This is a genomic window from Bacillus sp. CGMCC 1.16607, from assembly GCF_042683745.1.
Lineage (GTDB): Bacteria > Bacillota > Bacilli > Bacillales > Cytobacillaceae > Pseudoneobacillus.
The window spans coordinates 1-24,186 of record NZ_JBHUJX010000007.1 but is presented as its reverse complement, the minus strand read 5'-3'; the positions used below and the strand labels follow the sequence as shown (position 1 = coordinate 24,186).

Here is a 24,186-nt window from a genome sequence, read left to right as displayed (position 1 = left end):
CAAAGACCAGTCTGCCATACGACGGACTGGTCTATTAAAGGTTTACAAGGAGAAGGGTGTCGAATGGTTCTGAAAACAAAACAACCCATTATTGCCATTGCTTTAGTCACCGCTATTTGTTTAGCGGGGGACTCCATGCTCTATATTGTTTTACCAACGCATTGGAAGGAAGTGGGTTTAACATCTTTAGTTCAAGTAGGCATCCTGCTTTCTGTTAACCGATTTGTAAGACTTCCCTTAAACCCATTAATTGGATTTATATATAAGAAAGTAAACCTTCGAAATGGAATTTTGCTTGCCGTTATATTGAGTGGGATAACTACGATAAGTTACGGATTCGTTGCCGATTTTAGTATCTGGATCATTCTTCGCTCTGTATGGGGACTTTCGTGGTCACTTTTTAAACTCGGTGCCTTCCTTTTGATTTTACAACTTTCTAAGGATACAAATCGAGGAAATTTCATGGGCACTTATAACGGATTGTACCGTCTAGGTAGTCTGTTTGGAATGCTTTTAGGTGGTTTGTTTGCTGATTTATTTGGCATAAAAGTCATTAGTATGGTTTTAGGAATCTTTGCATTTATGAGCATTCCTATCATCTTTAAATATATTCCAAAAGTCTTACAATCTGATAATAGTATCGGAATAAAGCCTTCATTAATAACAAAAATCGGATTAATTCTAAATAGAAGGCTCATTCTAATATTGATTACGGCGTTTCTTTTAACTATGATCCTTGATGGCATGTTAACAGCGACGTTAAGTCACGTCATCGAAGTTAAATTCACAAATAAAATAGATATTTTGGGTATTATTGTAGGAGCGGCTACGCTTGCTGGAATGCTGCAGGCGTTAAGATGGGGACTAGCACCTTTTATCGTACCTAAGGTCGGGAACATGCTTGATAAGGCTGTACATAAAAATAAAATGCTAGCTATTTTTCTGGCAAGTGCTTTCATTTTGCTTGCGATTATCCCATCAAATATTCCATTATTGCTTTGGTTACCAATTTTGCTTGTTCATGTTTTAATTGCCTCGATTTTAACGATGGTTATGGATACTCTTGCTGGTGATTATGCATCAAAGGTGACGAACAAAATATTAATAATGACCATTTTTACGATCATTGTTGATTTAGGAGCGGCTCTTGGACCAATTGCTGGTTATACCTTGGAACAAAAATTCGGATTGACGAATTTATTCTGGTTAGGGGCAGGTATTTGTTTATTTTTATCCATTACATGGATCATTCCGAGTAATGAACGAGCAAAGCAGACCATTTTTCAAAATATGTAATCAAAAAAGGCCTACTAGGTCCTTTTTTCATTTGACATTCTTGTAAATAATTGGAGGTTGCACCATTGGTTTCAACTATACTTGCATCATTGATATTTTTAATTACACTTATTCTTGTTATATGGCAACCAAAAAAATTATCGATCGGTTGGTCAGCTTGTGGAGGGGCTATTCTTGCTTTAATCGTAGGAGTCGTTGATTTTCATGATGTGATCGACGTAACTTCGATTGTGTGGAATGCAACATTAACGTTTATTGCTATCATTATTATTTCGCTTATTCTAGACGAGATTGGATTTTTTGAATGGTCCGCTCTTCACATGGCAAGAGCAGCTAAAGGGAATGGAGTATTGATGTTTGTTTATGTCTCCGTATTAGGTGCATTAGTGTCAGCATTTTTTGCGAATGATGGGGCAGCACTTATCCTAACACCCATTGTCCTAGCTATGGTTCGAAACCTCAAGCTTGAAGAAAAAATGATATTTCCCTTTATCATAGCGAGTGGGTTTATTGCAGATACAACCTCGCTTCCCCTAGTTGTGAGTAACTTAGTGAATATTGTTTCTGCTGATTATTTTGGAATCAGTTTTCCAGAATTCGCCTCTAGAATGATTGTTCCTAATTTCTTTTCTCTAGGGGCAAGTATCTTGGTTTTATATATTTATTTTCGAAAAAGTATTCCAAAACAATATGATCTGTCTCAATTAAAAAAGCCTGCCCATGCAATCAAAGATCACAAAATGTTTCGTCTTTCATGGATTGTGTTAGGAATCCTATTGATTGGTTATTTTGCAAGTGAATTTACTGGTGTACCTGTATCCATCATCGCTGGAATTATAGCGATTTCTTTTCTGTTTATGGCAAGAAAAAGTCCTGCTGTTCATACCAAATTGGTTATTAAAGGAGCACCTTGGTCAATCGTCTTTTTCTCGATTGGAATGTATGTCGTCGTCTATGGTTTAAGGAATGTTGGTCTAACAACCGTCTTAGCAGATTTAATCCAGATGGCTGCAGATCGAGGATTATTTACTGCTACAATTGGTATGGGGTTCATTGCAGCCATTCTTTCCTCTATTATGAATAACTTGCCAACCGTAATGATTGATGCTTTAGCGATTGCGGAGACGAATACGACAGGAGTTGTTCGTGAAGCACTGATTTATGCAAATGTAATTGGTTCTGACTTAGGTCCGAAAATTACACCAATAGGCTCTCTTGCCACTTTATTATGGTTACATGTTCTTTCACTTAAAGGGGTCAAAATCTCTTGGGGGACTTATTTTAAAACTGGAATTGTATTAACCATACCAACTTTATTTATTACTTTAGTCGGTCTTTATATATGGCTGTTACTTATTTCATAGACATACATTTTTGCAAAAGAGGAGCAATGCGTCATGGTTAAAAAAACAATCTATTTTCTGTGTACCGGTAACTCCTGCCGAAGCCAAATGGCGGAAGGGTGGGCTAAAAAGTATTTAAGTGATGAGTGGATAGTTAAAAGTGCAGGACTTGAAGCACACGGATTAAACCCAAATGCGGTAAAGGTGATGAGAGAAGCAGGTATTGATATTTCCAACCAAACATCCGATGAGATTGATACAGAAATATTAAATCATGCAAGTTTAATTGTCACGTTATGTGGTCATGCGGCGGATCACTGTCCAATTACTCCACCACATGTAAAGAAAGTTCATTGGGGATTCGACGATCCAGCCAAAGCAGAAGGAACTGAAGAAGAGAAATGGGCGATCTTCCAACGTGTACGTAATGAAATTGGAGAAAGAATGGAGCGTTTTGCTAAAACAGGTGAGTAAAGGATCGGGAATAACTGAAAGTAAACTAATCTTAGTCATTTTAAAGTCTAATTTTTAAATTGTTAGATATGGAAGTGATTAACATGGTTTTACCATTGGTATTATTTATTGTAGCAGGCCTTGCTGAAATAGGAGGGGGATACCTCGTTTAGTTATAGTTACGAGAAGCTAAATGCAATGTCATCCTAATGCATCTTTTTTCTACAGGTACATATAAAAATGCTCTCTAGGAGTATGCCCGCTACTATAGCAATAAATTTCAATTACTCGAGAACTCCCATGATAATAAGTGTATCTTCAAAGGTCAAATTAGGTAGTACAATACGAAGTTCAGGTACTGACTCGTAGACTTCTCTAACTTCTTTGCATTAGGCTACTAATATTTGCCCTTTTATCTATTTATACACGTAAAGAAGGGAAGAAGTTAAACAAAAAATACCATTGTTTTCTCTACTTTTTACTACTAAACTATAGGAGTTTACTGTAAATGATATAGGTAATAAAACATGCTCGAACTCTCATAATCTACTAATCTAAACCAACTCTGGAGGGTTGATCATGAAAAAACTTAATTACTCAATGAAAATATATGTAACGATATTAATGACTCTAGTATCATTTATTTCTCTACTGTCCTATCCAATTCAAACTAGTGCAGCTGGGACGATCGTTTCAGGAACGATTACCTCCGATACGGTTTGGACAAAGCAAGGTTCCCCGTATACTATAAGTGGGGGCATTATCATTACCCCTAATGTTACACTCACGATAGAACCAGGGGTTGAAGTGATTGCTGGAAGTGGAAAAGTGATTGACGTACAGGGGAAATTAAAGGCTGTTGGGACTCCTCTAGAAAGAATCCTATTAAGGGATGTCTATGTAAATGGCTGGGACTGGGCAAATCAATCGATTCACTTAGAATATACGAATCTATTTCATGAGAACTTTAATGGTGGTTTTTTAGTTTCATCTCTACGTAGAGAAGTGATTCTCCGTCATAATCGTTTTTCAAATGGATTAGTTCATCTCTCCTATCCAACGAATGAACAAATAGTTGAATATAACCTTTTTACGAATGGTTCATATTTAAATATTAATAATGGAATTGGGAAGGTAGTCGTTCGGAATAATACCTTTTTAAATGAAGGAAAAAACCAGGCTGATATTTCAGTTTCGAGCCGAGAACCCGAAGGTAATTACCCAAATGTAGAAATCACTCAAAATAATTTTTTTGATGTAAATAAGTTGGCTGTTAACCTCGAGGGTTTTAACCAAATGGTTTTCAATGGTCTAAATAATTATTGGGGAACAACAGACCTAGAAGTAATTCGTAGAAAAATTGGTGAAGTCCAAAATAAATTAAATATCGAAACGATTGCCTACAAACCTATTCAAAACGGAATGGAATATGGGGCTTTTGCTGCACCAAAACTTCTACCAGTAGGTGACAACGAATCAAGAGTTAGTGGCTTTACCGATGGTGATAGTTTGATTTCTATTTATAGCGGCTCACAGCTGCTTGGAAACGGAATAGCCGATTCCAATGGAAACTTTAGTGTTACCATTCCGATTCAGAGAGCTGGAACGAGATTAACCATTACAGTTGTCGATAGTTACGGGCGTAAGAGTATGGAAGGAACGTTGACCGTTCAGGATACGACGCCACCTAAGATACTAAAAGTAAATGATGTAACGAACCTTTCAACAAAAGTAACAGGGATCACTGAAGCAGGAGCAAATGTGACTGTTGTTAAAGATGGTGTGGTTATCGGGAGTAATGTAGCGTTAGTAGACGGGACTTTTGAGATAGCGATTCCTCAACAAGTATTGGGTCAGGAATTAAGTATTTACAGTACAGATACTGCGGGAAACAAAAGCAACACCATCACTATTCTGGTTACAGACAAAATGCCACCTACCAAACCGGTTTTAACGACAACAGATGTGACAGATCAAACAACGATTATTAGTGGTACCGGTGAACATGGTTCAACCATTCTTGTTAAAAATTCAGGCATGGTTCTGGCAACAGCGATTGTCAATCAAACTGGTACATTTTACGTTCATATTCCCGTTCAAAAGGCAGGCTCAACACTGGAAGTTATCGCAAGTGATCGTGAAGGGAATGTGAGCCAACCTGAATGGTTAACAGTCCGTGATGTTACTCCACCAGCGATTAAGCATATCAGTCCCATTACAAATCAAAGTGTAAATATAAATGGTTTGGCTGAATCAGGCTCCACAATCTCAATAAAGGTTAATCAAGTTGAGATTGCTTCTACCGTAACAAAAAGTGATGGGACCTTTATAGTTGTAATAAATCCATTAGAAGAAGGTACCGTTCTCGAGGTTACAGCAAGAGATGTAACAGGCAATATAAGTCCGACTCAATCTTTAACGGTTCAAAAGCTAGCAACTCTATCTTTTAATGATCTATTGAGTACGCATCGATTCTTTAACGAGATTAACTTCCTTTTAGCAAAAGAAGTGATTACAGGCTTTCCTGATGGAACTTTTCGACCAAGTCAACAAGTTACACGTGCTCAAGCAGCAATTATGATTGGCCGCGCATTAGGATTAAACGGAACACAAAGAGAAACAGGACTGAAAGATGTTGATTCTTCTTCAAAAGCATCTGGGTATATTGCTTCTGCCGTTGAACGAGGAATTATCACGGGTTTTCCTGATCAAACTTATCGCCCCGATGCCCCCGTTACAAGAGGGCAAATGGCTATCTTTATTTCAAGAGCATTTAATCTACAGTTGCAAGCAGAAGTTAGTTTCCCCGATGTTCCAGAAGCTAGTAAAACATCGGTCCATATTAAAAGGATATTAGCTGATCGGATTACAACTGGTTATCCTGATGGAACCTTTAAACCAGAGCGTGTAGTGATTCGCTCAGATTTCTCTGCTTTTATGGCAAGGGCGATGGATGAACGGTTTAAGTAAGTGGGCAATAACGAATAAGAGGATAATTGCAATTTAATCTTTATTTTGTGAAGAAAATAAATACAATAATATCAGTTACCATCATTTTTATTCTTATATACTATACCTTCGCTTTCCTGAATTTAAAATTTTTTCGCAACTTTTCAAGATGTTCCCGTTTTCATAGTATTTCACTAATTTATCACAATCCATTATACTTTGTTTTGTTAACAACGGACCCGACTTTCATGAGAGTTGAAAGTCAAAAAACAAAACAAAGGGAGATGTGTTGAGATTGAATTTAAGTACAATTAAATATTCATGGTTTGGAAACATTAAAGGGGATGTATTGGCAGGGATTGTTGTTGCCCTTGCTTTAATTCCTGAAGCTATTGCCTTTTCATTAATTGCAGGTGTCGATCCGATGGTAGGATTATACGCTTCGTTTTGTATTGCTGTTACCATTGCTTTTGTAGGCGGAAGACCTGGAATGATTTCAGCTGCTACGGGCGCAACTGCGTTATTAATGGTGACCCTTGTGAAGGACTACGGTTTGCAATATTTATTAGCTGCAACGATTTTAACCGGTGTAATCCAAATCATTATGGGAGCATTAAAATTAGGTCGTCTAATGAAATTTGTCCCTCGATCTGTTATGACAGGATTTGTTAATGCTCTTGCCATTTTGATTTTCACTGCTCAATTACCCCATTTTGTTGGGGAGTCTTGGCAAATGTATGCGATGGTTGCTGGTGCTCTTGCTATTATTTATATCCTACCTCGCTTTACAAAATCGGTTCCGTCACCGTTAATTGCTATTATTGTGATGACTGCTATCGCTATTTTTACAGGAAGTGATGTTCGTACTGTTGGAGATATGGGGGAATTAACTTCAAAATTACCTGTATTCTTGATTCCAGATATTCCACTTAACTTTGAAACGTTACAAATTATTTTCCCATATTCCTTATCTATTGCTATTGTTGGATTAGTTGAAACATTATTAACCGCATCGATTGTGGATGATATGACGGACACTGTTAGTGATAAAAATAAGGAAGCAAGGGGCCAAGGGATCGCAAATATCGTTTCTGCTTTCTTTGGTGGTATGGCTGGTTGTGCAATGATTGGTCAATCCGTCATAAATGTTAAATCTGGTGGGAGAGGTCGATTATCTACGTTAGTAGCTGGTGTCTTTCTAATGATATTAATCGTTTCATTAAAAGGCTTTGTTATTCAAATCCCAATGGCTGCTTTAGTTGGCGTAATGATGATGGTATCGATAGGAACATTTGACTGGTCTTGCCTTACAAACTTAAAAAAGGTTCCTATTACTGATACAATTGTAATGGTCGTGACAGTTATTACTGTGATTGAAACACACGATTTATCTAAGGGCGTTCTAGTTGGTATCCTCTTAAGCGCCGTATTTTTTGCATCAAAGATTTCAAAGATAAAAGTAACAAGTCTTTCAGCAAAAGCTTCTCATAAAAGGGTTTATCATATTTCTGGACAACTCTTCTTTGCATCCGTAACAGACTTTGTAAACAGTTTTGATTATAAAGAAAAAGTAAAAGAAATTGATTTAGATTTTTCCAACGCTCACCTATGGGACGATTCCGCTGTTGGAGCTATTGATAAAGTGGTCATCAAGTACCATCAAAACGGTGTACATGTAAATCTAAAAGGATTAAATATGGAAAGCAATAAGCTAATCGACAAAATGGCCGTTCATAACAAGCCTGGTGGACTTAAGAAAGCATCAAGCCATTAAAGAGAAAACACGTTGAATTCGTTCAGCGTGTTTTTGTTTTAAAAAAATAGCTACCTTTTAAATCCTTTCGAAAAGGAATTGGCCATTTAATGAAGAAGTATAGTGTGGAACTTCAAATAATTAGAGGGAAGGTTACATTTTTGACTTTAATAGAAAATAGATTTTATGAATACAATTGGACGCTCATTCATAAAGAAGAGCTAGAGGGAATTCATGCTGGAAATATTGCTAGAATGACTATTAAAGATGAAAACAACAAGGTTAAAAAAATAATCTATAAAGAGTTTGCTAATAGTAGGAAAAATGAAATGGATGTATACGCCAAACTTCTTCCAACGATTAAGTCGATGGTTCCTATTATACAGGTTGTTTCATCCGCACCAGAGGCTGTAATCATGGACGATCTAGGGGAATCAATAAAAGAGAATTTTAAAGATTTATCAAAAAGCAAGAAATATTCCCTGCTAGAAATGATATTACATAAACTATTATTTCTACATAATGAAGTAAACAAATGTTTGCCCCATGTAGATTTACCTACACATAAAGTAACGAGTGAATGGTATAAATGGGCTTGCTCACAATTAAATGAACTAAAATTACAAAACTTAGAGTGGTACAACAATTCTTGGATAGACATTGTAAATCAATCTTTTAAAATGATAAATGCTAAAAATTACAAGATTAAAGGACCTTTAGTATTAACGCATGGTGATCCTCATCTAGAGAATATTTTTCTAAAAGATAGTTCTATTTTGTTTATTGATTGGGAATGGGCAGCCATTGCTTCCCCTCTGAGAGATATAACGATCTTGCTTCAGGATATATATGATGTAGAAACAATAGAATTTGTCAAAAATACATATTTTCAATTAGCTTTGGACGCAGGTTTATTTACTGAGGATATCATTTTTAAAGAAGATTTTAATTATTTATACTTTGATCATACTTTAATGATGTTGGCTTGGGAGATTGAAAAATACTTTAAAGGGCTCGTTTCTGAAAGTAGGATTGTAGAAGTGATTAATTTTAAAGTCAATCAAATGCAAAATGTTGTAAATGATAAGCGAGTCTTAAGTGGTGTAATAGTTCCTAATCAATAATTTACCCTAATATATAAGATTTTGTTTATAGTTAGTATCAATAAAAATTGAATCTAGTCGGATACTTTGGCTGCAAAGAAGTTATTATCGGATCACCCAGTTTATAAGGGTTCATTTTCCGCAGTTTATCGCTTTTAAGCTTACCCGGATGCAGAAAAACAATGTTAAAGATTAACTTTTAAGTTCTTTAGCGAATTGTGGCAAATCTAGAAGCATGGTTGAATTATTTATTCAACCATGCTTCTCTAGTCAATTTCATAATAATAGTATCGATCCATTCTCCTTCAAACTCTAAATCCTTTTCGTCGATACTATCAAACTCAAAGCCTACCTTTTCATACACGATCTTCGCTCTGGGATTAAAGGCATATACACCTAAAGTTATTTGATTTATATCCGTATGTGTAAATACATAATCAATGATTAGTTGGGTGGCTTCCGTACCTAAACCACGATTCCGCCCCCTAGGACCAATAAGAATTCGGAAATTCATGCTATTATTTTGTTCGTCATACATGTTGACGACGACTTCTCCTACCAAAACATCCTGAGCTGGATCTACAATCGCGAGGTCCAAACGATCTTTTTGTTCATTTCTAGTGTTATACCAATGTTTAATTGTTTCTCTATCAAAATCGGATGAACTCCCAGTTAGTTTAATAACCTCAGGATCCTTTAGACATTCCTCAATATAAGGAAAATCATCCTCTCTAAAAGGTCGAAGAATCACTTTTTCTCCAAGTAATGTGGGCTTATTTTCTAAATCCAACATGTTTAACACCCCATTTTTCATAATTATTAAGAAAAAACTCTAGTACATTCGCGTGAATCCATCCTTACTAAACTATACAGTCAGTTTTTTACTCGTTTAAGTGTATTTTATACTGAAAATAAAATAAAATATACTAATTTTTCTTCTCTGTTTTCCTAAGAAAATATCGCTGGTTATTTAGAATTAGTGAAGGGATTTTTAAGGGTAACACTATTTATCTATTTTGTTGATGTTACGAGAAATTTCCCAATTGACTGAACATCATTGCCCTTTAGAAGTTTAAAAAAAGTATTTAGGACAATGTATAGATACATCTGTATACCTTTATAAAGGTTTCATGAGCAATATTTTCTCATTAAAAATACACTTTTTACAATTGGAATATTGTTTTTGCGAGTTGTTATTTTTTCCTGAAAAATAACATTTTGTGATATACTAACTGACCAATTGGTCTATAATTAACTAGACAAGCCAAAATGGATCGAATTTTACATTTACTATTTCCTTTCCTATTTTGAACTAGAATTAATCGTAATGGAGGTTAGGAATATTAATGACTATGACCGTACAATCCCTTTTTACAAGAACTAAATGACCAATTGCAAAAATTGTACAGATGTAACAGAGGATAGCTGGAAGGCACAAACAAAGGGTGACCAGGAATGGGCTTGAAAAGCTTAGTGAAGCGGATACTAGCTATAACTTATTTTTCGAACAAAAAGAAATCTATGAAAAAGCAAAGAAAATATTTAGAAGAAGAGAATTTAACAGAGGTGGAACGACGCTGATTGTTCCTTTTCAACCATTTACCTTAGGAAATCATTGCGGACTTGTCAGTACGTTCTTCTGACTTAATTGTATTATTTAAAACACATACTCCAAAGGTAGATGAAAAGAAATATTCGGCTAATGAGATGTAATGATCAAGAGTTACGTAAGAAGGTATGGTATGCAAGTATAGAAGTCGGTAAAGTGGTTGAAAAAGACTTGCTTGAGCTCGTCAAAAAATGAATTGAGGCTGCTAAATTACTAGGATATGAGAACCACGATCAAATGAGCATTGATCTACAAGAATTAAATCAGGAAGAAGTGTTTAAGGTTTTCAAAGATTTAATTACAATCAGATGGTGCCTATCGTTCGATGAAACAGGAATTAGACGAAAGTTGGAAGCTAAGTTTGGTATCAAGCCATCTGACATCCGTCCTTGGCATTATGTTGACCCTTTCTTTCAGGAAGTACCAGCTTCAGACAAGACGAACTTAGATCCACTATTTAAAAGGAAAGATATCTTACAGTTGTCGACAGATACGTTCCAAGCAATAGGAATTGAAGTTCCTGACCTTTACGGAAAGAGTGGCTTATATCCAAGAGAGAATAAAAATTCCAAGCATTTTGTTCAGATATCGATCGTGAAGGAGATGTTCGAGTTCTCAGTAACCTAGAGGATGATGTTTACTGGATGGGTACCAAACTCCATGAATTTGGGCATGCAGCCTACTTTAAATATGTAGAAATGAACCAGGCAATCGTAAAGAGACACCGAATCAGCAAATCCAACTGTTAAGTACTGAGATGATAAATAAACAACTTTTAATGGAAGGATAATAAATTATTATTCCCTTTTTTATCATAGTTGCCATAATTCAAAAAATTCATATTGAAAATATCTAAATAACTGATGGTAAAAAGGATCTTTGCTAACTAAAGTGAATTAAACTATTAACTGTTTCTTAAAAACTGACTGGTTGTCTTAAATTTAAATTGAAGATAATATGTAACTATAAACCTAAGAACGAATAAGTCTGTATATCGAGTAAACTATTCAAGGAGGCTATTATGGAAAAAAAAGCTGTTTATCAGAAATGGTGGTTTTGGCTAGTTGTTATTGTTTTTTTAGGAGCTATAGGTACAATAAGTGCTATTCAAGAGAAAAGTGAACCGATAACGACAGAAGCTTTCTCCTTACCCCAAAAGACCAAAAATGAAACTATTGCTTTGACTAAAGTTAATGAAACTAAAGTTACCGATGATGCTCAGAAGATAGAGGAAATAGAAACAGAAACTACTGGAACAACGAATAAACCTACGGAACAATTAATTAAGGTAGTGCCCAAAATTGATATAAATCAAATTGCTGGGAGAACAGTAGAAGAAGTTGCCAAAATTCTTGGAGAACCACTACATACTGAGATACTAGATTTAATAATGGGACCAAAATATGAAAAAAGACGTGTAACAAAACATTTCTATAAAGAGCTTATTGAACAACATAAAATGAACCTGGGACGGGTTGAAATTATCTTTGTAAAAGGAAGAGCAGAAGTTATCCAAGTAAACTTGTTTGGTGAAGAATTTATTAAGGATGATTTGTTAGTAAATGCAGAATATGTAGGTTTAACAAGAGAAGGATTGGAAGAAAATGATAGTGGTATTAGATTGGACGCGTATGGGACTAATGTCCAAGGTTATTACTCTATTGCCGTTTTGGAATGGTGTTGTCAAGACGAACCAGAAGACGGACTAGTTAAAGTAATAACAGAGGAACAATTTAAATAGATAAAATCCTTACTCATTTAGAGTATGGATTTTTAACTGTTCAAGTGTGCATTCTAAGAGGTACTTTTCAATAGCTAAAGTAAGATAAATATTGATATTTAATTACTATAGCAATGGGCACCTCTTTCTATATATTTAAATACCTCTATTATCAGTTAATAGAGGCTAAAGATATTTCTAGTTTGTCTAGAGTAGTATAATCCATTTAGATTTACATTTTTTAATGATAAGAACTTATCAAATCAATTAGAATTTCCTTTGAAACATTTTTTCCTCTCAAATCAAATGAAAGAATATTATCATCCTGTTTAATTGCCCCCGAAATATTTAAGACGCCTCCTTCTTCCATCTCAAAAAATAAAAGTGATTCCTTGCATCAATTGATATTAGTTCTTCATTATCTTTCAATTCATATGAAATACTTTCTCCCGATTTTAAAAAAAGTCCTGAATTTCTTCTCTAAGATTGTGGCTTACGACTACCCAGCTATCATCTGCATGAAAAACATCCCAGATTACAATGCCACCTCTATCACTGATAGTTGCCTTTGATATTTCTAAGGGGAGGGTTATTCCAAGGGGAACTAAAAAAATGGTCACCATTTCCGAACCATCGTCAGTCAAAGAACTAGCTGTTTATGAAGATTGTGTGGCAATATTGTACGAAAGTGGAAAAGTAGTACATTGAAAAGTTATACGATGTCTTCTAGTAATGTCACACAGTTACTTACTGATGGGAAAAACTTTGTATCCTATGATCCGTATAAGAAGCATAATTGGTCCTCCTACATTTGGAATCAGATTAATGCTGAGCAGGTTTCTCTTGGGATGACTAAGGATCAGGTAAAGCTGTCATGGGGTTCTCCAGCTGCTACGAGTATTAGTAATTCATTTGGGAAAACAATCGAGGTTTGGGTATATTCCAACTTTGACACGGTTTCCTTTGTAAATGGCAAAGCGACTTTAATTATCGAATAAAAAATAGTGAGGTCTTTTTATTATGAGACCTCACTATTTTTTTATGATCATTGTGATTAGCAAACTGGAGCTGTAATCAAAGATTACAGCTCCAGTTTTTTTATCTATTTATAAAATGGATCTTCAATATAAATAAAATGAAACTTATTGAATTATTTTTTACTTACTTGACACAATTAGATTATAAAAATATAATAACTTACATAAAGTAATTAACTAACGAAATAGTTTAGTGAGTAAAATCTTTGTAATAAAGGTGCTTAAAGCAAATTATAGTTAACTATTTATCTTGCTTATACCAATAGATCCTCTTTATCTCTAGATAATGTCATTCTTCGTATAAAAGAAGCTTAATTCAGCAAAATAGGGGGAATAGTTAATGAATTTTCATGACGAACCTAATACATTTGTAGGTCAAGTAAACTTAAAGGTACAAGATTTAAATCGAGCTCTTGAATTTTACCAGAAAATAATTGGCTTTAAGGTATTGAGCCAAACGAATAGAATGGCTAGTCTAACCGCGGATGGAAAAACAATTATATTGTCCATTGAACAACCAGAAAACATTGTACCGAAGCTCGGAAAGACTACGGGATTATATCACTTTGCCCTTCTACTACCAAAACGGTCCGATTTAGCTAAAATTGTACAGCATTTTATCGATATCGGTTTGCGATTTGGATCATCAGACCATCTTGTAAGTGAGGCTCTTTATTTATCAGACCCAGATGGAAACGGAATTGAAATCTATACGGATCGCGCTCCTTCAGAATGGAACTGGAAAAACAGAGAAGTGGAAATGACTGTCGATCCCTTGAATTTTGTCGATTTACTATCTCAAGGTAAACAACAGTCATGGAGAGGTTTACCAGCTGGTACCGTCATGGGACATATTCATTTGCATGTATCCGAATTAAATAAGACAGAAGAATTTTATACTAAGGGGCTCGGTTTTGAAGTCGTTAACCGTTACGGATCTCAGGCTCTATTCCTCTCAACTGGTAAATACCATCACCATATTGGTTTAAATACATGGAATGGTGTGGGAGCACCGACACCTCCTATAAATAGTGTTGGAATTGAATCCTATACATTGATATTGCCAAATGAGGAAGCAAAAGATCATGTAATTGCTAATTTAAAGAATATTGGTGCATCTATCACAGAACAAAATGGTTCATTTGTTACCTCAGACCCTTCGGGGAATCGAATTCACTTACTTGTTTAATTCAAGCATTGCTCTTTAAAAAGTTTGAGAATCTAATAAAAATCGGTGGTGTTGATTATGAGTTTTTTAGGCAAAATATTTGGGAAATCATCTAAGGAGGAAAAAACAATGACAAATGGAAAATTAAATATCGGAATCATCTTAGGAAGCACACGTCAAGGACGAGTAAGTCCACAAGTAGGAGAATGGGTAAAAGGTATCGCAGATAAACGCAGTGATGCTAATTATGAAATCGTCGATATTGCAGACTTCAAATTACCATTTTTAGGTGAAGCGGATGCACCGGGAATAGCTAATTGGAATGAAAAACTTGCTAGTTTGGATGGTTTTGTATTCATCGTTCAAGAATACAATCACAGTATTACAGGGGCACTAAAAAATGCCCTTGATTTAGCACGTGAAGCATGGAATAACAAAGCGGCTGGTATTGTAAGCTATGGTTCAACAGGTGGAGCTCGTGCAGCAGAGCATTTACGCGGAATCATGGGAGAATTAATGATTGCAGACGTTCGTACACACCCAACATTGTCATTATTCACAGATTTTGTAAATGGCTCTGAATTTAAACCTCAAGATTTACACCTTGATAATGTGAATTTAATGCTTGACCAGGTGAATGCTTGGAGTGGAGCGTTAAAAACTTTAAGATAATTACGGTGGAAGTAGAAGCTCCTTGAGGGGGCTCTTTTTTTTGTGGCACCACCGATCCGAAATCCCCAATCCCCAATAACCCCCTTATTTTGAAGTAAAATAGAGTCCAGAGCGTTTTCTATTCTATTTTCTAATTTTTTTCCCGAAATTCATGAAAAAATGCGAGAGAAATAATTATTTCTTTCGTTATATAAAGTATAAAAGTTTTTAGATTGTAAGCAAGGGGAGTTGTACATGCAGTGTAATGAAAGAAATTTTATAATGCGGTTGCAGTGTCAGAAAGAAGACGCTTTAGAATTTATCGTTGATCAGTATTTTCCATTAATAAAAGGGGTTACATATAAAGTTCTTTCCCCTTTAGAGAACAGTGGAATTGTCGAAGAGTGTATGAACGATATCTTTCTTTCAATATGGAATCATTCGAATAAGTTTCAAGGAGAATCAACTACTGAGTTTAAGAAATGGATCTGTAGCATTGCCAAATATAAGGCGATAGATTATTACAGAAAGGCTCGAAAAAAGATGGAGTATAGTTCAGAGGTTTTAGATGCGATTGTTGAAAGTACAGCAGAAGATGAACTTATATTAATGGAGGACAAGGCTGAGTTAATCAAATTAATAAATCTGCTTGAACCTGTTGATCGTAATATTTTTATAATGAAATATTTTCTCGGTTTAAAAACGGAGGAGATATCATCAAAACTTGGTATGACAAACTTTTCGATTGATAATCGAATTTATCGAGGTAAGAAAAAACTGTATAACAAGGCTATAAACCTAAATGTAGGGGGGAGTACTGTATGAAGGATATTTATGAATTATTAAATGATGTTGAAATAGATGAAGATGATTTTGAGGAAATGGAAGTTAGTGAATTTGAAAGGGCAAAACTTAAAAGTAGTTTAAAAAAGTCCATTCAACAAAAGAAAAAAGGGATTGGTTGGAAAAGGACAGTGGCCGGTATTGCTATCATTTGCTTGTCTGTATTTTCGGTAGGTCTAACATTCCCCGCATATGCTGTGAATATTCCGCTAATAGGGGATATTTTCAAATTTTTAGACGACGCAAAAACGGGAACCTATGATCAATATAAGGAGTATTCTACTGAGATAAATAGGTCAAAGGAAGGTAATGGGATCCATTTCACACTTAATGATGCAATTTTTGATGGGAAATCAGTTTCCATTACCTATACAATCGAGAGTGATCATGCATTAGATGTAGAACAAGATATAGATAATGTACCATTATTAATAATAAAGGGAGAAACAGGCTGGTCAGTAACTTCACAAATATCGGAAGTGGGTAAAAATCAATATGTTGGCATTAGCACTGCTAGTACAAATAATTATATTGAAAAGAAAGCTGTTAAGGTGAAGTTGTATATGCCAGATAATATGATTAAAAATAAACAGGAAAAGATGAATGGTAATTGGAATTTCGATTTTGAATTGAATGCAACGGAAAACAACGTGCAGGTAATCAAACAAAGCTCAGAACAAAATGGAATTGAGGTAGAGGTTGAGAAACTAACATTTACGCCGATGTCGTTCACCGTTTATTACAACCAAAAGCTTTCCGAAACGGTTAAAAGTAAATGGCCAGGTGCTGAAATCGCTGATCTCCAAATAAAAGATAATCTAGGTAATAGTTATCAAGGGGATATATTGGGAGGATGGTCAAATGAAGAGAAAGAAATACACGGAAGTAGCAAAACATTTGGCAAATTAGATCCGAAAGCAACAAAACTTATTATTACTCCTCAGATAAGATTATATAAAGATTGGAATAGGAAAGATTTATTTATTGGTGAAGAAACATTTATATTGGAAAACATTATCGTTGATTTAAAGAAATAGCAATTAATGAAATGATGAGGTAATGATATTTCTGATTTGTACAGAAACTGATATTCATATAAAGTATTTGGGAAGTGATGGTTTAACTATTGATGAACAAGTAAATGGAGCTGATTCTTTTGAACAGCTTCTTTTACTTTTTTTCTAAAAAATTTCTCACAAATAGAATTTGGGTGTAGTGCCTATCCATAGTAACCTCCACTATTTCATTCTGTGTACCATATCATTTTTCACTTGAAACATTTTTCTGACCATGAAATTACTTTAAAGGCCAAATAAGGCACCTAAGAACCACATAGGTCCTACACTAATGGTTAATAAAATATTGAGAATGACTGATAACCATGACCAATGTATCCCTTTCTTAGCTGAAATTATGGAAAAAAGAATACCTAATGGATTAACGATCCAAGTAACCATCCACAATGTTCCGAGAGAGTTTTCGGAATTAGGGATGGCAATAACCCATGATAGAATTCCGATAATAACGGCTAAATAAGAAAATGTTAAAAATATTTTAGGATTCAATGATGTGATTCTCCTTCATAGTGTTTTTAAGCTAAACACAAATCATTACCACAAAAAAGGAAAGAAGCATCATAATATGGATATAAAATCTTCATTTTTGTTCTTCTCTTTAAAATGACGTGATAGTCTATTTTTGCTTAAAAAGGAAACTTTTATGCAAATTATTTTCTTTATAATTAAGCTAATTTGTCGATGTATTCCTTCACAAGCTCGGTGTAATGGGTATTTAAAATAAAAACTATCTAGTCAGTTTATTAACAAAAAGCTATAATAATAGTAACAAAGTCAATGATAATATAATTGATTCACTTGATTTAATTAATAAAAATTCTAGGTCTGAAATCAACTTAAACTTCCAAATGTATACATAAGGTTTAGAAGGATAAATGTTAAAATTAAGGGGGGATCTATATTGAAAAAAGAATTTGAAATGGTTCAGTTAACTTTTCAACGCAATGTTATTCGAGAAGAATATATTGAACAACAGCTACAAAGCAAAACTAACTTTAGTATAAAAAGGAATAAATGATTAAGAGATCAAGAGATCTATCGGAGCCGAATCATTAGAGATGCAACAAAAAGTTTTAAAGTAGAGGATTAAATGGTTCTTAAATATTTCGTTTTTTTGTCTATATAATATGAGAATTAAAGGAAATGATTGGAGGAGTGAATTCCTTTGGTGGAGGGCACTTCTCCAATCATTTCCGTACCAAAACACTGTGTAATTTTCTTTAAGAAGCTACCATATGAATAACCAATCTTTTATAAAAAGAGAGGAGTTATTTTAATGAAATTTCATCATTTGCTATTTAAGATAGAGACGATCATTACTACAGGTATTCTTATTACAGCTTTAATCGTAACAGGCTGGCTTGTAATAAAATCAGTAAGAAATCGTTCCAGTTAGAAAAACTATTTCAAAAGAAAAACTCTTTTTAAATGTCCATAAGTATCATTGTAATTCTTAAAATAATCGAGATCAAAAAGAATGATGGTAATGATTATACGTAGAAATTGAGGTGATTTCATTGCAATGGAGTAAGACGAAAGCAACACTTGAAGGTTTTTTATGTGATAGTTTAAGGGGACGTATCAAAATATATGCAACGATATATCGTAAATTTCATGACGGTCCTAGTAGAGTTTGGATAACATTTGATAAAAGGGAAATCTTAAGTGGTTCTGACGTTTCATATTCTAATGCTCATGAAAAAATATATCAACAGATAAAAGAGGATAGGAAACTAAAAAGGATTCCTTATAACACTGATTTCAATGTAAGGTATAACTCACTAGAGCGAAAAGAATTAACAAAGGCATCAGATGATGCAGAAGAAATTTTGATCAAACAAAGTATTTTTGAAAGCTATCATCTTTTTGCACCTTTTATGAAATATAGTTCTTTGTCTATTGAGGATGTATTGAAATCAGAGAATATCATCATTCGGGCTTTTTCAATGTTGGATAAAAGGTTAGGAAAAAGAAGATTAAAAGAATTGAATTTACCAGAAGGAACTCATCCATTGATATTGGAATTTTACCATATAAGATGCAGCGTTGACGGCATAAATACTTGATAGGAATTACTTACTTTTCTTCTATTCATGAGTGATAGCTTTTAATTAGAAGAAAATACGTTTTAGGAGGTTCACATGACTGAGGATTTTTACTGTGATGAAGTATTAAGTGGTAAAACAAAAGTAAGTAAAGTATGGGAAACAGAAAATGTATTAGCTTATCACCATACAAAACCTTTTTATCCAGTACATATTATAGCGATACCTAAGAAACATATCCCTTCTTTCATTACATTAGAAGAAAGTGATAACGAATTATTACTTGAACTACTAGGAGTGATTAAAAAGGTTGCTGCTTTGGTAACGGAATCAAACGGTGCTTGTAGGATTATTACAAACTTAGGTAAATATCAAGACTCAAAACATCTTCATTGGCATATAGTCTCCGGAAAACCATTGGAATAGTACTGAATCGGGAAAAAGTTTAATTTTCCACTAGAATTGGAAGGAATCGATCAGTGAAAAAAGAGGTAGAGCATCTTAATTTTATCGATAATTTAAATATAGCTTTGATCATTCTTGTTATTATACACCATACAGGTCAAGCATATGGTCCTGGTGGATAGTGGTATTTTCAAGAAAGTGAAACAATTAATTGGCTGAAACGATTTTTCAGTATAAACGCTGCCTTTTTTATGAGTTTATTTTTCTTTCTATCCGCATACTTTCTTCCATGGCTTTTTTATGTTGGGAATAATGGCGTACAACAGAAGGTGGTTCTAAATCTTAAACTCAACTACTCAATACAACATTTCATTTCTTCCAGTATCCGTTTGGATAAAATTTATCCTCACTTCTGTTTTGGGAGTAATAGTCAGCTTTACGTTAGCTCAATATGTATGGCGGAAAGCGCCATTCTTAAGAAAATTAATGTAATTAACCATTTTTCTCTAACGCTGTGGGGGTGAAATGATGAGAGCGAAATATAATTGTCCTGTTGAAATTGCCATGGAAGTTTTGGGGGGAAGATGGAAAACTAGAATTCTTTGGGAGCTTTTTCAAAAGAAATGTTATTTCAACGAATTATTAAAGATGATTCCTGATATTACTAAAAAAATGCTTATCCAATGTTTGCGTGAATTAGAAGTGAGTGGATTAGTAAAAAGAAACGAAAATCCAGGGAAAATAATAAGGGTACAATATGAACTAACTCCCTATGGAAAAGAAACGATTCCATTAATCGAATACATGAGTGAGTGGGGATCAAATCATCGGTCTTCCTTAGATACTAACAACGAAACAAACTTTCTTAAAGATAATGAATCTATCTAATAGGTAACAAAAAAGTAACTTATTGGTTGAATTCTCCTTTTTTGATACTCTTGGGTTAAGTAAAGGGGGTCAAAGAAATGTCTATATCAGGATTAACTACTCTTCGGGAAGTTATGACTTCAAGAAAAAGCGTAAGAAAGTATGATAGCTCGAGAAAAGTCACTCAGGAAACGATAAATAAGATCATGGAATTAGCCACTACTGCTCCGTCATCTTGGAATCTTCAACACTGGAAGTTCATCATCGTTAGTGACCAGAAGGTGAAGGATAGACTTTTTCCAATTGCCTTTAACCAAGTGCAAGTAACGACATGTTCCCATTTAATCATCATATTGGGTGACACAAAAGCATATGAAAATGCATATGAAATTCTCTCGATACAAGTGGAAAAAGGGTATATGTCGCAATCGGCTAAAAATGTTCAAATCGATAATATTTTATATGCTTATCATGCGAATAAAGAAAAGTATGAAATTCACGATGCAATTCGAAATAGTTCACTTGCCGCCATGCAGCTGATGTTAGCCGCCAAAAGTTTTGGGATCGATTCCTGCCCCATGCTGAGCTTTAAGGAAGATGAGTTGATGAAAGAATTACAGATTCCCAAGCGTTATCTACCAGTTATGATGATTTCATTGGGATATGCTTCCCAGCCTGCGTATTCAACAGTTAGACTACCGGTAGAGAAAGTAATATTAAAGGAATATTAAATATTTGGGAAGTTTTGTTGTTGAGTAAAATATGTTTTGTCTTGACTATGAGAAAACAGAAAAAATCATTTTTTCTAACTCTCAACTTTGCAAAAAATAGAAAGGAGTTTAAAATGGAAAAATATAAAGTAATCTTATTTGACTTAGATGGAACACTTTCTGACCCTAAGGTCGGAATAACAAAATCGGTTCAATACGCTTTAAAGAAAATGGACATTATAGAACAAGATTTTGAAAAACTTGAATGTTTCATAGGACCTCCACTTCAAATTTCATTTTCTGAAATTTACGGTTTCAATGAGGAAAAAGCTCAAGAAGCAATCCAGTACTATAGGGAAAGGTTTGAAGAGAAGGGCATGTTTGAAAATGAATTATATTCAAACATTAGCACTCTATTAAAATTGTTAAAAGAGCAACAATTAACACTAGTAGTTGCAACTTCTAAACCCACTGTATTTTCTGAGAAAATACTTAAATATTTTAATATTGACCAGTATTTTGATCTTGTTGTAGGAAGTAATCTTGATGGAACAAGGTCTTCAAAAACAGAAATAATCCAATACATATTAGATAAATACACAGAGTATAAGCTAGAAGATTTCATTATGATTGGTGACAGGAAACACGATATTATTGGTGCAATGAATACTGGTATAGACTCTATTGGGGTAACTTATGGATACGGTTCATTTGAAGAACTGAGTCATTCAAACCCTACATATCTTGTAAAAAGTGTTGAAGAGTTGACGAGAATATTGGTAGAAGTCTAGTAAAGTCATTCATATTCCTAATTGAATTTACATATAGTGAGGTCATCACTAAGCTGGATGGACGAGAACAAGATATAGGTAAATCTTATTTCAAATTTAATCTAAATATATCTGTTGGAAATGTTGAAGCTTGAATTGAATCTATTATGTTCGAAGACATCGTTAGTTTTGTAGTTGATGAATATTAATAAATGTATAAAAGCCCTTCCGATTTAATTTTGGGAGGGGCTTTATTGTTGCCAGGGAAGTCGGTATTAAACTAAAGTTTTTGCTTTATCAGTAATCACCATTTTAATTTGTAACACTAACACTATCCAAGATTTTATCATTTATGGCAAGAAGACCCCTTTCCTCAACAAAGTAGGAGGGGATGAATCGCCTCTTGGTTCTTTCCGAAGGATTCGACATCCAAGACCATGGCAAAAGAAGAAGACGTATGATATACTACATACAAACAAACGTTCTGAAAAAGGAGGGCGTGAACGATGATGAAAACCTATTTTTCCAACCGTATCGATAAGTGCCATTTACCGCCATCATCGGTGGAATCCATCACTCATGCCCTTTTGATGTTTAATCAAGCAAAACATGTTGCTTTTCAAACACAGGTCATGGAAAAACGATCTGGTTCCAGCAGACTCACCCAATCCATCCATTTAACCGTGAAAGACCGTTTTGGTTTAAACGATTATTATGCGAACAGTGCCGTTCAGGAAGCGAATGGAATGCTAAAAGCTCAAAACGAATGTCAAAAACTTTCGATCGATAAGAAAGATTCCCAAATTCAAGCTGTCAAAAAGAAAATCAAATCGACGAAAGGGCGCTTAACCACTCTACAGAAAATCAAAACCTCTTTTATAAAAGGCAAACCCACGTTTAATCAAACATCCAGAGAACAACAACGAGGTCGTTTCTTTGTCGTACAATTTCAAAATAGAACAGATCTTTACTACCATGCCTATTCTTTTGAACATACGTATTTAAATCTGGAAATACAAAAAACAAAAGCGAAAGTAGGGCAACTTCATTTTCGTTTGGATCGCCTGCAAAAGCAACTTGCCTCCCTTGCGCTTCGCACCCGTAGTGTGGTGTTTGGCACAAAGAAACTCTTCCAATCCCAATATACGAAAGAATGCTATCAAAAGGACCACACGGCTTGGCGAGAGAAGTGGCAGGATGCTCGCTACTCCCGCATGACCATTAGTGGACGAAAGGATGCGAAATATGGCAATTTTGTCTTTACGTATCTCCCAGATAAACAAGAACTTCATTTTCTTACGCCAAGCGGAGTAGCGGTCATCATTCCACAACTCCTGTTTCCGTATGGGCAGGAACAAGTGAATCAAGCCATCACCACGCAAATGCAATGCAAAGACAAAACGAAATACGGAAAACCGATTGCGTGGTCCTTAGAAGACCATGAAACGTACTATATCGTCAAATGTATGGTCGATGTGCCAAGTAATCCGATTGTAAACAACAGTCGTACGGATGGCGTATTGGGCATCGACCTCAACGTCAATCACCTCGCATGGGCTAATGTAAATAGTAAAGGACAACTCGTTAAAAGTGGCGAGTTCTCCTTTGATCTACAAGGAAAAACATCAGGACAAATCACCAAACTCATCGAGGCGAAAGCGGTTGCGATGGTTGATGTAGCCGTTAAGCTAAATAAACCCATTGCCATGGAGAATTTGGACACCACCCTTTCGAAGGCTCGTCATCCGTACGGCAACAAAAAAGCCAATCGCTTGATGAGTTTGTTTGCGTACAAAAAATTTCAGCAATCCATCCAAAATCGTGCCAAGAAGCAAGGGGTGGCGGTATTCATTGTAAATCCTGCGTACACCAGTCAAATCGGCAAAATGAAATACATGAAACGATTGGGTATTTCGATTCACCAGTCCGCCTCTTATGTGATTGCTCGAAGAGCGATGGGCTTTCAAGAAAAACTTCCACCTGTTTGGCATTCTCTATTACCAGAGAAGATGATCGGTCTGCCTCATGGGGCGCAGTGGAAGTGGGTTTCCTCACGCCTATCGGGAGTACGAACAGCGTCGTTCTACCGTATAGACCTTACCGTTTGTCACAAGTTGTCTTCATGGAAGGCACTCTTTCCGCCTAGGGTCTTATCGCCTTGGGAAGAAAAAGGTTTGTAGGCAAACAACAAGGGGAGAAATCCACCATTTGGTTGAACGAATGGTGGTCAGCTAGTCCCTGTCCTTTACAAAGGAATCCCCCACCTCAACAATGAACTGCCCCCTGTCAAGTAGACAGTGGAAATAATAAAATGATTTAAGCGGCTTTAGCTCTATATTCCATAGGGCTAAGGCCGTTTAATCGTTTTTGATATCTATCATGATTATA

At 35.0% G+C, this 24,186-nt stretch carries 23 protein-coding genes; 20 read left to right on the top strand and 3 right to left on the bottom strand.

What is annotated here, in order from left to right; all coding sequences use genetic code 11:
• Positions 1 to 63: 63 nt before the first annotated feature.
• The 6 genes from ACFSO7_RS01470 to ACFSO7_RS01445 all read left to right on the top strand — a co-directional run bounded on the left by ACFSO7_RS01470 (position 64) and on the right by ACFSO7_RS01445 (position 8,918).
• Positions 64 to 1,296, top strand: coding sequence for an MFS transporter (locus ACFSO7_RS01470; protein ID WP_377874700.1), 1,233 nt, complete (start codon positions 64 to 66; stop codon positions 1,294 to 1,296).
• A 65-nt stretch (positions 1,297 to 1,361) separates the two neighbouring features.
• Positions 1,362 to 2,660, top strand: coding sequence for an arsenic transporter (locus tag ACFSO7_RS01465; RefSeq protein WP_377874698.1), 1,299 nt, complete (start codon positions 1,362 to 1,364; stop codon positions 2,658 to 2,660).
• 33 nt (positions 2,661 to 2,693) lie between these two features.
• Positions 2,694 to 3,113, top strand: a complete 420-nt coding sequence (arsC, locus tag ACFSO7_RS01460) for an arsenate reductase (thioredoxin) (RefSeq protein WP_377874697.1) — start codon at positions 2,694 to 2,696, stop codon at positions 3,111 to 3,113.
• 558 nt (positions 3,114 to 3,671) lie between these two features.
• Complete coding sequence (locus ACFSO7_RS01455; protein ID WP_377874695.1) at positions 3,672 to 6,062, top strand: Ig-like domain-containing protein; 2,391 nt, start codon at positions 3,672 to 3,674, stop codon at positions 6,060 to 6,062.
• 274 nt (positions 6,063 to 6,336) lie between these two features.
• Entirely contained in the window at positions 6,337 to 7,815 is a 1,479-nt protein-coding gene (locus ACFSO7_RS01450) for a SulP family inorganic anion transporter (protein ID WP_377874693.1), read from the top strand.
• Between the two features lie 89 nt (positions 7,816 to 7,904).
• Positions 7,905 to 8,918 carry a phosphotransferase family protein gene (locus ACFSO7_RS01445; protein ID WP_377874691.1) on the top strand — a complete coding sequence of 338 codons (1,014 nt, stop codon included), beginning with the start codon at positions 7,905 to 7,907 and terminating at the stop codon, positions 8,916 to 8,918.
• 223 nt (positions 8,919 to 9,141) lie between these two features.
• On the opposite strand, the gene ACFSO7_RS01440 is transcribed toward ACFSO7_RS01445, so the two are convergent.
• Positions 9,142 to 9,690 (bottom strand): GNAT family N-acetyltransferase, encoded by a 549-nt coding sequence (locus tag ACFSO7_RS01440; RefSeq protein ID WP_377874689.1) that lies wholly within the window; start codon positions 9,688 to 9,690, stop codon positions 9,142 to 9,144.
• Between the two features lie 652 nt (positions 9,691 to 10,342).
• Here ACFSO7_RS01440 and ACFSO7_RS01435 point away from each other — a divergent pair.
• The 8 genes from ACFSO7_RS01435 to ACFSO7_RS01400 all read left to right on the top strand — a co-directional run bounded on the left by ACFSO7_RS01435 (position 10,343) and on the right by ACFSO7_RS01400 (position 16,962).
• Positions 10,343 to 10,540, top strand: a complete 198-nt coding sequence (locus tag ACFSO7_RS01435; RefSeq protein WP_377874687.1) for a hypothetical protein — start codon at positions 10,343 to 10,345, stop codon at positions 10,538 to 10,540.
• Positions 10,541 to 10,743: 203 nt separating this feature from the next.
• Positions 10,744 to 11,133: a hypothetical protein gene (locus ACFSO7_RS01430; RefSeq protein WP_377874686.1), complete on the top strand. Its 390-nt coding sequence runs from the start codon at positions 10,744 to 10,746 to the stop codon at positions 11,131 to 11,133.
• A gap of 394 nt (positions 11,134 to 11,527) precedes the next feature.
• The gene (locus ACFSO7_RS01425; protein WP_377874684.1) at positions 11,528 to 12,247 is read left to right on the top strand and encodes a hypothetical protein; all 720 of its coding nucleotides are present in this window, start codon (positions 11,528 to 11,530) and stop codon (positions 12,245 to 12,247) included.
• 683 nt (positions 12,248 to 12,930) lie between these two features.
• The gene (locus ACFSO7_RS01420) at positions 12,931 to 13,224 is read left to right on the top strand and encodes a hypothetical protein (protein ID WP_377874682.1); all 294 of its coding nucleotides are present in this window, start codon (positions 12,931 to 12,933) and stop codon (positions 13,222 to 13,224) included.
• Positions 13,225 to 13,603: 379 nt separating this feature from the next.
• Positions 13,604 to 14,452: a VOC family protein gene (locus tag ACFSO7_RS01415; RefSeq protein ID WP_377874679.1), complete on the top strand. Its 849-nt coding sequence runs from the start codon at positions 13,604 to 13,606 to the stop codon at positions 14,450 to 14,452.
• Positions 14,453 to 14,509: 57 nt separating this feature from the next.
• Complete coding sequence (locus ACFSO7_RS01410; protein WP_377874676.1) at positions 14,510 to 15,103, top strand: NADPH-dependent FMN reductase; 594 nt, start codon at positions 14,510 to 14,512, stop codon at positions 15,101 to 15,103.
• A gap of 234 nt (positions 15,104 to 15,337) precedes the next feature.
• The gene (locus ACFSO7_RS01405; RefSeq protein WP_377874674.1) at positions 15,338 to 15,907 is read left to right on the top strand and encodes a sigma-70 family RNA polymerase sigma factor; all 570 of its coding nucleotides are present in this window, start codon (positions 15,338 to 15,340) and stop codon (positions 15,905 to 15,907) included.
• Complete coding sequence (locus ACFSO7_RS01400) at positions 15,904 to 16,962, top strand: DUF4179 domain-containing protein (protein WP_377874672.1); 1,059 nt, start codon at positions 15,904 to 15,906, stop codon at positions 16,960 to 16,962. The genes ACFSO7_RS01405 and ACFSO7_RS01400 overlap by 4 nt, the downstream gene beginning before the upstream one ends.
• Positions 16,963 to 17,226: 264 nt before the next feature.
• On the opposite strand, the gene ACFSO7_RS01395 is transcribed toward ACFSO7_RS01400, so the two are convergent.
• Entirely contained in the window at positions 17,227 to 17,490 is a 264-nt protein-coding gene (locus ACFSO7_RS01395; RefSeq protein ID WP_377874669.1) for a hypothetical protein, read from the bottom strand.
• Between the two features lie 912 nt (positions 17,491 to 18,402).
• Positions 18,403 to 18,519: a diguanylate cyclase domain-containing protein gene (locus tag ACFSO7_RS01390; protein ID WP_377874666.1), complete on the bottom strand. Its 117-nt coding sequence runs from the start codon at positions 18,517 to 18,519 to the stop codon at positions 18,403 to 18,405.
• Here ACFSO7_RS01390 and ACFSO7_RS01385 point away from each other — a divergent pair.
• The 6 genes from ACFSO7_RS01385 to ACFSO7_RS01360 all read left to right on the top strand — a co-directional run bounded on the left by ACFSO7_RS01385 (position 18,519) and on the right by ACFSO7_RS01360 (position 23,978).
• Positions 18,519 to 19,067: an SF0329 family protein gene (locus ACFSO7_RS01385; protein ID WP_377874665.1), complete on the top strand. Its 549-nt coding sequence runs from the start codon at positions 18,519 to 18,521 to the stop codon at positions 19,065 to 19,067. The genes ACFSO7_RS01390 and ACFSO7_RS01385 overlap by 1 nt on opposite strands.
• 75 nt (positions 19,068 to 19,142) lie before the next feature.
• The gene (locus tag ACFSO7_RS01380; protein ID WP_377874663.1) at positions 19,143 to 19,472 is read left to right on the top strand and encodes an HIT domain-containing protein; all 330 of its coding nucleotides are present in this window, start codon (positions 19,143 to 19,145) and stop codon (positions 19,470 to 19,472) included.
• 507 nt (positions 19,473 to 19,979) lie between these two features.
• Complete coding sequence (locus tag ACFSO7_RS01375) at positions 19,980 to 20,339, top strand: winged helix-turn-helix transcriptional regulator (RefSeq protein WP_377874661.1); 360 nt, start codon at positions 19,980 to 19,982, stop codon at positions 20,337 to 20,339.
• 77 nt (positions 20,340 to 20,416) lie between these two features.
• Positions 20,417 to 21,049 (top strand): nitroreductase family protein, encoded by a 633-nt coding sequence (locus tag ACFSO7_RS01370; protein WP_377874658.1) that lies wholly within the window; start codon positions 20,417 to 20,419, stop codon positions 21,047 to 21,049.
• A 113-nt stretch (positions 21,050 to 21,162) separates the two neighbouring features.
• Positions 21,163 to 21,819 carry an HAD family hydrolase gene (locus ACFSO7_RS01365; protein ID WP_377874656.1) on the top strand — a complete coding sequence of 219 codons (657 nt, stop codon included), beginning with the start codon at positions 21,163 to 21,165 and terminating at the stop codon, positions 21,817 to 21,819.
• 485 nt (positions 21,820 to 22,304) lie between these two features.
• Complete coding sequence (locus tag ACFSO7_RS01360) at positions 22,305 to 23,978, top strand: IS200/IS605 family accessory protein TnpB-related protein (RefSeq protein WP_377874654.1); 1,674 nt, start codon at positions 22,305 to 22,307, stop codon at positions 23,976 to 23,978.
• Positions 23,979 to 24,186: the final 208 nt, after the last annotated feature.